Below are 12,011 nucleotides of genomic sequence, written 5' to 3' on the forward strand. Positions count from 1 at the left end.
GGGTGATCTCACCGTCGTGTCCGACGTGCCGTGCCCAGGGGTAATGCCGCTAGCATGAGGGAATGACCCACGTACTGCTGGCCGAGGACGACCCGGCGATTGCCGAGCCTTTGGCGCGGGCCCTTTCTCGTGAGGGTTACGACGTCGTCGTGCAAGGAACAGGTCAAGGAGCGATCGACCACGCCGGAGACGCGGACATCGTCGTCCTCGACCTCGGCCTGCCGGACGTCGACGGGCTCGACGTCGCCCGCGAGATCCGTGGTCGGGGCCTGTCGACGCCGATCCTCGTGCTCACCGCACGCGCCGACGAGGTCGACCTCGTGGTCGGGCTCGACGCCGGCGCCGACGACTACGTGACCAAGCCGTTCCGGCTGGCCGAGCTGCTCGCGCGGGTGCGGGCGCTGCTGCGGCGGACCCACGGCGAGGCCGCCGAGGACGAGGAGATGCGTGCGCAGGACGTGCGCGTCGACGTGTCCGCGCACCGCGCGTTCCAGGGCGACCGGGAGCTGCACCTGACCACCAAGGAGTTCGACCTGCTCAAGGTGCTGGTGGCCAACGCCGGCTCCGTGGTCGTGCGGGACACGCTCATGCGGGACGTGTGGGGGTCCGACCCCGTCGGATCGACCAAGACCCTCGACATGCACGTGTCCTGGCTGCGGCGCAAGCTCGGCGACGACGCGAACGCGCCGCGGTACATCTCGACCGTCCGGGGGCTGGGGTTCCGGTTCGAGCTCGGTCAGCAGGTCTGAGGCGCCGTGCGTCGTCGCGTCCTCCAGGCGACGATCTCGGCGCTCGCCGTCGCCGTCCTCCTGCTGGGTGTCCCGCTGGGCATCTTCGGGGCGCGGTACGTCGTCGCCGGTGCCGAGCAGCGGATCTCCGACCGCGTCGACGCGTTCACGCTGACCGTCTCGCGCGCCGTCGAACGGGACGAGCGGCCCACGGACGACCAGCTGCAGCGTGCTGCCGAGGGGCGTGAGGGTGACCTGCCCGCCCGGGTGACCGTCAGCCTGCCCGGGGGCGAACAGCTCACCTACGGCGACGAGGCCTCCGACCCGGTGATCGTCAAGGCTCGCCAGACCGAGAGCGGACGCGCCTGGGTCTCGTTCGAGGTGTCCGCCAGCGGGGCCTACATCCAGGCCGCCCAGATGGTCGCGCTCGTCGTCGTCGCCGGAGTGGTGGCGATCGCGGCCGGGGTGGCGATGGCCGTCTGGCAGGCCAACCGGTTGTCGGCCCCGCTGGTCTACCTGGCGGCCTCGGCCGAGCAGCTCGGGTCCGGCCAGGTCCGGCCGAGCCTGGAACCGTCCGGGGTCGAGGAGATCGACCTCGTCGCGGCCGAGCTGGCCCGGTCCGGGGACCGGCTGGCCGGGCGCCTGGCGGCCGAGCGGCAGTTCACGCAGGACGCCTCCCACCAGCTGCGCACCCCGCTGACCGCGCTGTCGATGCGGCTGGAGGAGATCATGCTGACCTCTCGTGACGAGGAGGTCGTCGACGAGGCCCGGGTCTCGCTCGAACAGGTCGAACGGCTCGTCACGGTCGTCGACGACCTGCTCGCCACGTCACGCCGCTCCCAGGGCGGGACCACTGAGGCCGTCGTGCTCCTCGACGTCGTGCGCCAGCAGCACGAGGAGTGGGCGGACACGTTCGCCGGGGCGGGCCGTGAGCTGGTGATCGACGTCGCCGAGGACCACCGCGTGCTCGCCACGCCCGGGGCTCTCGCCCAGGTGATCGCCACCCTGCTGGAGAACTCCCTGAAGTACGGCGACGGCACCACGACGATCCGTTCCAAGCCCTCCGGACCGAAGAACGCCGTGGCCCTCGAGGTCTCGGACCAGGGGCCCGGGGTCGACGACGAGATCGCCCCGCGGATCTTCGAGCGCGGGGCCTCCACCGGGGGCAGCACCGGTCTCGGCCTCGCGCTGGCGCGCGACCTCGTGGCCGCCGACGGCGGGCGCCTGGAGCTCGCGCAGCGCCGCCCGCCCGTCTTCCGGATCTTCCTCGCGGGCGTCCCGCGCACCCTCGACCCGCGGGTCGTCCTGCCACCGGGCACGACGATCTCGTCGCGCGGGCGCCGGCGCGGGTGGCTGCACCACGAGGAGGGCTGACGTCAGCCCTCGCCGCGGAACACCACCGTGCGGTACATGACGTAGCGGAAGATCATGCTGAGCACGAGGCCGACGCCATTGGCGGCGACGTTGTCCGCCAGCGCCGAGTCCAGCCCCAGCACGTAGCGCGAGAAGGCCAGGCAGCCGGCCGAGATGGCGACCCCGCCGACGTTGACCGCGGCGTACTCGACCAGCTCGCGGACCCGGCGCCGGGTGCGTCGGGCGGCGAACGTCCAGTACCGGTTGCCGATCCACGACACCAGGGTCGCGACCGCCGCGGCGATGACGCGGACCGTGACGGGCTTGTCGGCCAGGACGTCGACCGGACCGTGCAGCATGAGGTTGAACAGCGCGAGGTCGACCACGAACGCCAGGCCGCCCACGGTCCCGAAGCGCAGCAGCTCCACGCGACGCCGCCACATCAGCGTCACGAACCGGACCGGCCAGATCGACGGCCCGGGGGGCGCGGGTGCGGGGGCCGACGGGGACATGGCCGCCAGCCTATCGCCCGGGCGGGGACGGTATTCTCGTCGTCCGTGACTGCCGCCACCCCGCATCCCGCATCCCCGGTCGTCGCCGTCGTCGGCGGTGGCCAGCTGGCCCGCATGATGGCGCCCGCCGCCGCCGCGCTCGGCGTGCGGCTGCGCGTGCTCGTCGAGGACCCCTCGACCTCCGCCGCCCAGGTGGTCGTCGACGCCCCGGTGGGCGCGGCGTCCGACGACGCGGCGATCCGGGACCTGATCGCACCGGCCGACGGGCGCCCCGCCGCGGACGTGCTGACCTTCGAGCACGAGCACGTCCCGAACGCGCTCCTCGCCGACCTCATCGACCACGGGACCCCGGTGCGGCCGGGTCCGGAGGCCCTCGTGCACGCGCAGGACAAGATCGTCATGCGCCGTCGGCTCACCGCGCTCGGCGTGCCCTGCCCGCGGTGGACGGCCCTGCCGAGCGACCCCGCCGCGGCGCGCGAGGCGCTGGCGGGCTTCCTCGCCGGGACGGCCGACGGCGAGGCCGTGGTCAAGACCGCCCGGGGCGGCTACGACGGGAAGGGCGTGCGCGTGGTCCGCGGCGCCGAGGAGGCCGACGACTGGATCGCGGCGCACCTGGACGGCGGCCCCGAGCTGCTCGTCGAGGACAAGGTCCCCTTCACCCGCGAGCTCGCCGTGCTCGTCGCCCGGCGCCCCTCGGGCGAGGTCCGGACCTGGCCCGTCGTGGAGTCGATCCAACGCGACGGCGTCTGCGCCGAGGTGATCGCCCCGGCACCCGACCTGTCGGCCGGGGAGGCCGAGGAGGCCCGTGAGGTCGCGGTGCGGATCGCGGAGGGCCTGGACGTCACCGGTGTCTTCGCGGTGGAGATGTTCGAGACGACCGGGCCGGACGGTGCCCGGCACGTCCTGGTCAACGAGCTGGCGATGCGGCCCCACAACTCCGGGCACTGGACCATCGACGGATCCGTCACCAGCCAGTTCGCCCAGCACCTGCGCGCCGTCCTGGACCTGCCCCTGGGGTCGACCGCACCGGTCGCGCGCTGGACCGTCATGGCGAACGTGCTGGGATCCTCGCTCGAGCGGCTCACCGACGCCCTGCCCGCCGTGGGCGAGCGGGTCCCCGACGCCCACGTCAACCTGTACGGCAAGGGCGTCCGCCCGGGCCGCAAGCTGGGCCACGTCAACGTCTGCGGCGAGGACCTCGCCGAGGTCCGCCGTCGTGCCACCACCGCCGCCGCCCTGCTGCGCGGCGAGTCACCCGAGACCTCGCAGGAGGACTGATGAGCACCGCTCCCGCCGTCGGCATCGTCATGGGGTCGGACTCCGACTGGCCCGTCATGGAGGCAGCCGCCGACGCCCTGGCCGAGCTCGGCGTGGACTGCGAGGTCGACGTCGTCTCCGCCCACCGCATGCCGACCGAGATGATCGACTACGGCCGCACGGCCGCGGACCGGGGTCTGCGCGTGATCGTCGCCGGGGCCGGCGGTGCGGCCCACCTGCCGGGCATGCTCGCCGCGGTGACGCCACTGCCCGTCATCGGCGTGCCGGTGCCGCTCAAGCACCTCGACGGCATGGACTCGCTGCTGTCGATCGTGCAGATGCCCGCGGGCGTGCCGGTGGCCACGGTCTCGATCGGCGGCGCCCGCAACGCGGGTCTGCTCGCCGCGCAGATCCTCGGGGCCGGGACCGACGCGGAGTCGTTGGCCCTGCGGCAGCGGATGGTGGCCTTCCAGGACGAGCTGCGCGAGGCGGCGCGGGCCAAGGGCGACCGGCTGCGGGCCGCCCGCGGCTAGAGCCCGCCGACCGTGCTGCCGGGTTCGAGGTCGCCGTCGCGGACGTCGAGCCAGAACTGGTCGGCGTCGTCGGACAGCAGCACGGTGGAGCCGACGCCTCCGGGCTGGTAGTTCGGGCTCTCGATCGGCGGGGTGCCGGTGACGCCCTCCGGTCCCGTCGCCGCCCGGAAGGCCAGGGCCAGCCGCCCGAGGTCCACGATCCCCGTGTCCTCGTCGACGACCAGCGCGCCGGTGCCCGCGTCGACGAGCTGGACCTGGTCGAGCGGGTTGAGCAGCACGCCGGGCTGGACGGCGGTGTCGGCGACGGCACCGATGACCTGGCGCTGCCGTTCGGCCCGGCCGATGTCGCCCTTCGGGTCCGAGTAGCGCATCCGGGAGAACGCCAGCGCGGTGGCGCCGTCGGCCACGTGGCAGCCGGCCTCCCAGTCGAGCTCGCTGCGCTTGTCCTTGACGGTCTCGTCGTAGCACAGCTCGACGCCGCCGACGGCGTCGACGATCTCCTCGAGGCTGCCGAACCCGACCTCGGCGTAGTGGTCGACGGTGAGGCCGGTCAGGCCCTCGACCGTCTCCACCAGCAGCGGCGGGCCGCCCCACGCGTAGGCGGCGTTGATCTTGTTGGCTCCCTCGCCCGGGATCTCCGCGTAGGTGTCCCGGGGGATCGAGATGAGGGAGGCGGGCCCGCTGCGGGGGGAGTGCAGCACCATGATCGTGTCGGTGCGGGCGCCGGACGTCCCGTCGTCGACGCCCCCGGACCCGCGGGCGTCGGACCCGGCGAGCAGATACGTGGTCCCCGGGGTCCCGGACGCGTCGGAGAGCGCCTCGGTGTGCTGGATCTTGCCGTTGGCCCACACGAGCAGGCCGACCGGCCAGGCCAGGAGCAGCACGAGCACCCCGGCCAGGACGAGGATCGCGACGCGCCCCTTGCGCACGCGGAAGCCGTCGTCGCCGGAACCCGTGCGCGGCCCGGCGGGCGGGCCGGCGGGCGGCGGCGTGCGGCGCTGCGGGGCGGCGCCCGCGCGTGCCGCGGAGGGCTGGCTCGAGCGCGCGGCCGGCGCGTGGGACGCCGGTCGCGCCGTGCGGCCGCCGCCCGGAGGGTAGGAGCGCGGTGCGCGGTCCGGCGTGGCGGAGCGTCGGTCGGGCGCCACGGGGACCTCGCGCGACGACTGGCGGCGGACGCGGGGTTCCCGGGGCTCCATCGGGACGGCGTCGTCGCGCCGACCGACCCGCCCGGTGGGGCGGGACGGTCGCTCGGAACCGCCGACCGAGATCGCGTCGTTGGTCGACGCCGGTCGCGAGCTGCGTCCCCCGGCGGGGGTGAAGCTCGGCGGGATACGTCGTTCGTCGGTCATGTCAACCCTCGCAGACCGCGGTCACGTCGGCCCCGGTGAAGGCTTCCTCGCGGGGGTCGCGGGTCTGGCCGGGGGATGGTTCGTCGCTCGGCGTCGCCGTCGATCCGCCGGACCCGTCGGCGCCGGAGTCCGTGGCCGACGTCGTCGTGACGTCGGACCCGGCGGCCGCGTCGCCCTCGGGCGTCCCGGACCCGCCGTCCGACGACCCGCCCTCCGACGACCCGCCGTCCCCGTCCCCCGCGGTGGAGCCCGACTCGTCGGCACCGGCGACGACCTCGCTCAGCGGACGGTCGTGCCGCAGGTCGTCCCACACGGAGGCAGCCTCCGCGTCGAGCACCACGTTGGCCGGGTTGTCCGGGTCGTAGTGCCACGGGACGGTCATGAAGGCGATGTTCCCAGGCCGCACCCCCCGCGCGCTGTACGCCAGCCCGGCGAGTCCTTGGACCGAGGCGAAGTTGCTGCTCATCGTCAGGGAACCCGTGGTCGCGCCGAGGAACTGCAGGAGTCGCGCCGAGTCGGTCAGCATGTTCTGCTCCAGCACCGTGCGCGCCAGCGCAGCCATCATCTCCTGCTGGCGGGCGATGCGTCCGATGTCGGAGCCGTCGCCCAGGCCCTGGCCCGTGCGTGCCCGGGCGTACTGCAGCGCCGTCTTGCCGTCCAGGTTCTGCACGCCCGCCGACAGGACCAGGTTGTCCGCCTTGGGGGCGTCGATGTCGTTCGGGATGCACATCTCGACACCACCCAGCGCGTCGATCATGTTCCGGAAGCCGGAGAAGTCGACCACCACGAATCCGTCCATGCGGACGTCGGAGATCGTCTCGACGGTCTTCATCGTGCACAGCGCGCCGGACTCGACGTCATGGCCGTAGTCGTACCCCTGGGAGAACGCCGCGTTGAACTTCACCCCGTACAGCGGGGGTGTCTCGCCACCCGACGACGTCGGGCACGAGGGGATGTCGGTCGTGGTGTCCCGCGGGATCGACATCAGCTCCACCCGGGACCGGTCCGCCGCCAGGTGCATGATCATCGTCGTGTCGGCCCGAGCACCCTCGGTGCCGTCGTCGTTGCCGTTGTTCCCCTCGCGCGAGTCGGAGCCGAGCAGGAGGATGTTGAGCGGCGCGCCGGCGTTGGGGTCGTCGGGGACGACCTTCTCCGGACGGTCCTCGCCCAGCGCGGCGTCGGCGTCGATGGCGGCGATGTTCCCGCTGAGCGTGACGGCGGCCGTCGCGGCGCCGACACCCACGAAGGCGAGCACGGCCGTCATGACCAGCGCGCCGAGGCGCAGGATGGACGTGCCCTGCTGCGTGCGGGCGTGCGCCGGCCCGGTCGCGGAGCCGTCTCGCGGTGCGATGTGGCGGGCAGGCGGGTAGGTCACGAAAGGCGAGCATAGATGCCACGGGCCACATCTCTGCGTCAGCGGACCGCCGTTCCCGTAGAAATCCTGTGAGGGTTAGAGCGGTGGGCCCTCCGGCAGCTGCCGTTTCGTGACCTTGAGGATCACGTGGACCGGTGGCCTCACGCCGTCGTTGAGGTTCTCGGCGCGGGCCCGGGAGACGGGACGCAGCACGCCGTCCCGGAGGACGTAGAGCTGGCTCTGGTTCCGGACGCGCACCACGACGAGCTCGGGCCGGCCGGGGAGCCGGGGGACGGAGAGCATCAGTGCCTTGCTCCAGTGCTGGGTCACGGCCGAGGCGCGGACGTTGCCGGTGCCGTCGATGCGCACGAGCCCTTGTCGTGACACGAGGAACTCGCGTCCGTTCCTGCGGACCACCACTCCGGTGGTGGGCGGGACCCGGGGCATCAACGACACGCTCGGCCCGTCAAGTCGTGCCGTGTCGAGCTCGCCCAGCGGGGTTCGCCGGTACAGCGGGTTGTTGAGGTAGCCGTGCTTGCGGCCACCCACCACGAGGCGTTTCCGCCCGGTGTCCCGGTTCACGACCACCACGGCCGACCGCACCACGGGCGACCCGTAGGACAGCCGGTCGATCGCACTGAACGCCATCCGCACGACCGGTGTCTCCTTGTTGATGCGACGCAGGGACTCCATGTCGAGGGCCTCACGCTTCGTGCCGTCCACGATGCGGTAGAGCCGACCGTCCGTGGTGCGGACCGTCTGCTGCAGCCGGCCACCCGGCTCGAGGGCGTTCGACTGAGCCCAGGTGATGGGTATCGCCTTCCTGCAGGAGGCTCCGTACTCACGCACGATCGAGCAGCCGCCGACGTGCTTCCGGCCTTGCTCGACCAGGGCGAAGGTCCCGTTCGGACGCTCGACGAAGGTTCCGTCGGGCACGTCGAGGGCTGCGGCCGCTTCCTGGATGGCGGCCGCGCGGCGCCGGATCTCGCCCAGCTTCTCGTACAGGGTCCTGCCCGGACAGGCCGTGTAGCCGACGTCCCGATGGCCGAAGACGTGGGCGAGGGGCGTGCCGTCGACCGTGGTCGAACCGTCGGCAGGCACGCCGTGCAGCGCGAGCTTCCAGGCCAGGAGGTCCACGACGGCGCCGACGGCGGCGTTCGACACGGTCGCCGTCTCGTAGTTGCCGAGGACGCTGACACCGGTGGAGACGCTGTTGTACCCCTGGGCGTGGGCGCCGATCGTCTGCGCGGTGATCCCGCCGGCCCGTCCTTCCCACAGCCGGCCGAACTTGTCGACGACGAAGTTGTAGCCGATGTCTCCCCAGCCACGGGTCTGGGCGTGGTAGGCGTAGATCCCGCGGATGATCCCGGGGACCTGACCCTCGGAGTACGAGTTCGTACCGGCGGTGTGGTGGACGGCGGCCGCGCGGACGTCGCCCTGCCGCGGTGTCCAGCTCATGATCGACTCGTCGGCACCCCAGGCGGCGCGTGACGCGATCGTGGGGCGGTCCGGGACCGGTACCGCGGCGACGGCGGCACCGTGCGGCGAGGCCGCCGTCGGCGGTACGGGCACATCGTCGTCGGCCGGCGACGTCCCCGGATCGACGACGGAGAGCTCCAGGTCGCGCACGGACCCGGCCGCCGGGCCGGTCACGCGGGCCTGCACCTGCGCGACGTCACCGACGACGACCGGTTCCGTCCCGTCCAGCGTGCCCTGCGGCGACGGCTCGACGGCGACGTGCTCCCAGGGTCCCCAGCCGGTGTCGCCGTCGGACGTGGCACCGGCCGTCCGGGAGGTGCGGACCTCGACGTCGAGCGCCTGGGCGGCGACACCGCCGGTCCAGGTCACGCCCACGACCCCGAACCCGCTGACGTCCGCGGTGGCCAGGAGCGCGTCGCCGGCGGCTCCGGTGTCTCCCGAGGTGTCGTGCGCCCCGCCGCCCCGGCGCTCTCCGCCGCGGGGATCCGGCACGAACGCCGTCCGGTCGGTCGTCGCCCGGACCGGTTCCGGTCGGCTGTCGGGTGCCGCCCCGAGCGGTCCTGCCGCCCCGGACGCCGTCGGCGTCCCGCTGGCGGGGGCGGAGGGCACCGCCTGAGCGCCGGGGACGGCGACCAGTGAGAACGTCAGCAGGCCGACGAGGGCGGTCGTCAACGACCTCCACCCGGCGCGTGCGGCGTGGGTCACCCGACGAACGCTACGAGCGCCCCTGGGCACCCGCACGCCCGACGCGGCCGTCCGGCGCCTCGACCAGCAAGTTTCACCCGCACCCGCCGGCCGCCGAGTGTTCACGCAGCGGCCATCCCTGACGCCTGGGGGTGCGCAGGTCCGCGACCTAGACTCGCAGGCATGCGGGTCTCCGTGGTGGGTCTGGGGTATCTGGGTGCCGTGCACGCGGCGTCCATGGCGTCGCTGGGCCACGAGGTCGTGGGGGTCGACGTCGACGCCGCGCGGGTGGAGTCGTTGGCGCTGGGCAAGTCGCCGTTCTTCGAGCCGGGGTTCGACGAGCTGTTGGCGCGGGCGGTGGGTGCCGGGCGGCTGTCGGTGTCGGCGGACGTGGCGGCGGTGGCCGGTGCGCGGGTGCACTTCGTCTGTGTGGGCACGCCGCAGGCGGCGGGCTCGGGGGCGGCGGACCTGTCGTTCGTCGAGGCGGCGGTGTCCTCGTTGGTGCCGCACCTGGCCGTGGGTGACGTGGTGGTGGGCAAGTCGACGGTGCCGGTGGGTACCGCGACCGGGCTGGCCGCCCGGGTCGAGGCGGTGGGCGCCACGTTGGTGTGGAACCCGGAGTTCCTGCGCGAGGGGTTCGCGGTGGCCGACACGTTGCACCCGGACCGGATCGTGTACGGCGTCCCGGAGGGGGAGGTCGGCCGGCGGGCCGCGGCGCTGCTGGACGAGGTGTACGCGACCCCGCTGGCCGAGGGGACTCCGCAGGTGGTCACCGACTACGCCACCGCCGAGCTGGTCAAGGTCGCGGCGAACTCGTTCCTGGCCACGAAGATCTCGTTCATCAACGCGATGGCCGAGCTGTGCGAGGTCGCCGGCGGCGACGTGACCCGGCTGGCGGACGCGATCGGGCACGACCAGCGCATCGGGCGCAGGTTCCTCAATGCCGGGCTCGGGTTCGGCGGGGGGTGCCTGCCCAAGGACATCCGGGCGTTCATGGCCCGCGCGGACGAGCTCGGGGCCGGAGAGGCGGTGGCGTTCCTGGGCGAGGTCGACGCGATCAACACCCGGCGGCGGGCACGGATGGTCGAGCTGGCCGTCGAGGTCCTCGGCGGGGACGTGGCCGGGGCGCGGGTGGCGGTGCTGGGGGCGGCGTTCAAGCCCGACAGCGACGACGTGCGCGACTCGCCGGCCCTGGACGTGGCCGCACGCCTGGACGGGCTCGGCGCGCACGTGGTGGTCCACGACCCCCAGGCGATCGACAACGCCCGCCGCAAGGAACCCTCCCTGGCCTACGAGCGCGACCTCGAGGCCGCGCTCACGGGCGCGGACGTGGTGCTGGTGCTGACCGAGTGGCGCCACTACCGCGACCTGGACCCCGCCCGCGCCGCCGGCCTCGTGGCCCGTCCCCAGGTCCTGGACGGACGCGGCGCCCTGGACCGCGACGCCTGGCAGGCCGCCGGCTGGACCTACCGCGCCCTCGGCCGTCCCTGAGTCAGGCCCGCGTGATCTGCTCGGTGGCCACGAGCCGCTCGAGCCGTTCGGGGTCGCCGTCCAGGGCCTGCGCCGTCGCGGCCGAGGTCAGGACGACCGAACCCCCTGCTGCCCACACGGTGAGGACCTGGGCGAGGACCTCGGCAACCGCCCCGGTCCCGCGCACCAGGACGCGCCCGGCATCGTCGTCGGTGGTCGGTACGGGCTCGCCGCCGGCCAGCGCGGTCAGCGGGGTGCCCGCACCGGCCGCCGGGTCGACGACGATGGCGTCGCCGTAGGTCATGACCGCTCCCGCGGCGTCGACGGCGCCCGGCGGGAGCTCACCCTCGAAGCGACGGGCGAGGGCCGGCAGCGCGACGGCGACGAGCTGGTCGGTCCCGGTCCACGCGTCGGGGCGGGAGGTGACGACCACGTCCGCGTCCGCGCGGTCCGGAGAGTCCGCGGCCGGGTCGAGCAGCGCCACGTCGGCCCCGCACCGGGCGGCGGCCAGCGCCCAGACGACCTGCCGCCAGCCGACGGGCAGGTCGACGACGACGTCGCTGCCCGGCTCGGTGTCGAACTCCTCGACGAGCAGGTTGACGGTCTTGGCGACCCAGTTGTCCACCACGGCGCCGGACAGCTCGATCCGTTCGCCGTCGTCGCCGTACCAGGTCAGGGCGGGCCGTCCGCCGAGGGCGGTGAGTCGGGCGAGGAGGCCGGTCGCGGTGGTGTCTGGGGTGGTCACCGGACCACCCTACGAGGTGTCCAGGAACCTCAGAGGTACCTCAACGGGACCTCAGTGCCGTGTGAACACGTCATGGAAATGCGCCACCTAGCACATTTCGGCTTGACGACCCGAGATGACACGCGTGTAATTCCAGGTATGCAGTTTCTTCGAGGACGGCATGGAGGGGCACGCCATGTGGAATTTGCTCGACGGGGACCAGGGGGCCTTCCCGTCTGACATCGGTCAGGAGACGGATCGGGTCGCCCCGGTCCTCCCGCTCTTCGGCAGCGACGACGTCGTCGAGGAGGAAACCCTGCTCGGGTGGCAGGAACGAGCCCTGTGCGCCCAGACGGACCCGGAGGCCTTCTTCCCGGAGAAGGGCGGGTCCACCCGCGAGGCGAAGAAGGTCTGCGCCTCGTGCGAGGTCCGGTCGGAATGCCTGGACTACGCGCTCGAGAACGACGAGCGCTTCGGCATCTGGGGCGGGCTCTCGGAGCGCGAACGGCGAAAGCTCAAGCGGCGCGCCGTCTGACCGATATCCCACACGCCGGGGTCGGGGCGCCGC

At 73.4% G+C, this 12,011-nt stretch carries 11 protein-coding genes; 6 read left to right on the forward strand and 5 right to left on the reverse strand.

The window, feature by feature from the left end:
* The first annotated feature begins 62 nt into the window (after positions 1–62).
* Both Q6349_RS05920 and Q6349_RS05925 read left to right on the forward strand, forming a co-directional pair.
* Positions 63–749 carry a response regulator transcription factor gene (locus Q6349_RS05920; protein WP_171247662.1) on the forward strand — a complete coding sequence of 229 codons (687 nt, stop codon included), beginning with the start codon at positions 63–65 and terminating at the stop codon, positions 747–749.
* A 6-nt stretch (positions 750–755) separates the two neighbouring features.
* Positions 756–2,102: an ATP-binding protein gene (locus Q6349_RS05925; RefSeq protein ID WP_171247663.1), complete on the forward strand. Its 1,347-nt coding sequence runs from the start codon at positions 756–758 to the stop codon at positions 2,100–2,102.
* 2 nt (positions 2,103–2,104) lie between these two features.
* Here Q6349_RS05925 and Q6349_RS05930 read toward each other — a convergent pair whose 3' ends face one another.
* A complete protein-coding gene (locus Q6349_RS05930; RefSeq protein WP_246246680.1) occupies positions 2,105–2,593 on the reverse strand; it encodes a GtrA family protein in 489 nt (162 codons plus the stop codon).
* A 45-nt stretch (positions 2,594–2,638) separates the two neighbouring features.
* On the opposite strand from Q6349_RS05930, the gene Q6349_RS05935 reads away from it, so the two are divergent.
* The gene (locus tag Q6349_RS05935) at positions 2,639–3,871 is read left to right on the forward strand and encodes a 5-(carboxyamino)imidazole ribonucleotide synthase (RefSeq protein WP_304603293.1); all 1,233 of its coding nucleotides are present in this window, start codon (positions 2,639–2,641) and stop codon (positions 3,869–3,871) included.
* A complete protein-coding gene (gene purE, locus Q6349_RS05940; RefSeq protein WP_304603294.1) occupies positions 3,871–4,383 on the forward strand; it encodes a 5-(carboxyamino)imidazole ribonucleotide mutase in 513 nt (170 codons plus the stop codon). The genes Q6349_RS05935 and purE overlap by 1 nt, the downstream gene beginning before the upstream one ends.
* On the opposite strand, the gene Q6349_RS05945 is transcribed toward purE, so the two are convergent.
* From Q6349_RS05945 to Q6349_RS05955, 3 genes are all read right to left on the reverse strand, one after another.
* On the reverse strand, positions 4,380–5,732 hold the full coding sequence (locus tag Q6349_RS05945) for an LCP family protein (protein WP_304603295.1): 1,353 nt from the start codon (positions 5,730–5,732) through the stop codon (positions 4,380–4,382). The genes purE and Q6349_RS05945 overlap by 4 nt on opposite strands.
* Before the next feature lies 1 nt (position 5,733).
* Positions 5,734–7,107 carry an LCP family protein gene (locus tag Q6349_RS05950; RefSeq protein ID WP_304603296.1) on the reverse strand — a complete coding sequence of 458 codons (1,374 nt, stop codon included), beginning with the start codon at positions 7,105–7,107 and terminating at the stop codon, positions 5,734–5,736.
* Positions 7,108–7,182: 75 nt separating this feature from the next.
* Entirely contained in the window at positions 7,183–9,270 is a 2,088-nt protein-coding gene (locus Q6349_RS05955) for an N-acetylmuramoyl-L-alanine amidase (protein WP_304603297.1), read from the reverse strand.
* Positions 9,271–9,432: 162 nt separating this feature from the next.
* On the opposite strand from Q6349_RS05955, the gene Q6349_RS05960 reads away from it, so the two are divergent.
* Complete coding sequence (locus tag Q6349_RS05960) at positions 9,433–10,740, forward strand: UDP-glucose/GDP-mannose dehydrogenase family protein (protein ID WP_304603298.1); 1,308 nt, start codon at positions 9,433–9,435, stop codon at positions 10,738–10,740.
* Position 10,741: 1 nt separating this feature from the next.
* Here Q6349_RS05960 and Q6349_RS05965 read toward each other — a convergent pair whose 3' ends face one another.
* Positions 10,742–11,464 carry a TIGR03089 family protein gene (locus Q6349_RS05965; protein ID WP_304603299.1) on the reverse strand — a complete coding sequence of 241 codons (723 nt, stop codon included), beginning with the start codon at positions 11,462–11,464 and terminating at the stop codon, positions 10,742–10,744.
* 175 nt (positions 11,465–11,639) lie between these two features.
* Between Q6349_RS05965 and Q6349_RS05970 the strand changes: the two genes are divergently transcribed.
* Positions 11,640–11,978 carry a WhiB family transcriptional regulator gene (locus Q6349_RS05970; protein WP_304603300.1) on the forward strand — a complete coding sequence of 113 codons (339 nt, stop codon included), beginning with the start codon at positions 11,640–11,642 and terminating at the stop codon, positions 11,976–11,978.
* The last annotated feature ends 33 nt before the right edge of the window (positions 11,979–12,011 follow it).

Origin of the sequence: Isoptericola sp. 178, from assembly GCF_030586525.1 — a bacterium.
Taxonomy (GTDB): Bacteria; Actinomycetota; Actinomycetes; order Actinomycetales; family Cellulomonadaceae; genus Isoptericola; species Isoptericola sediminis.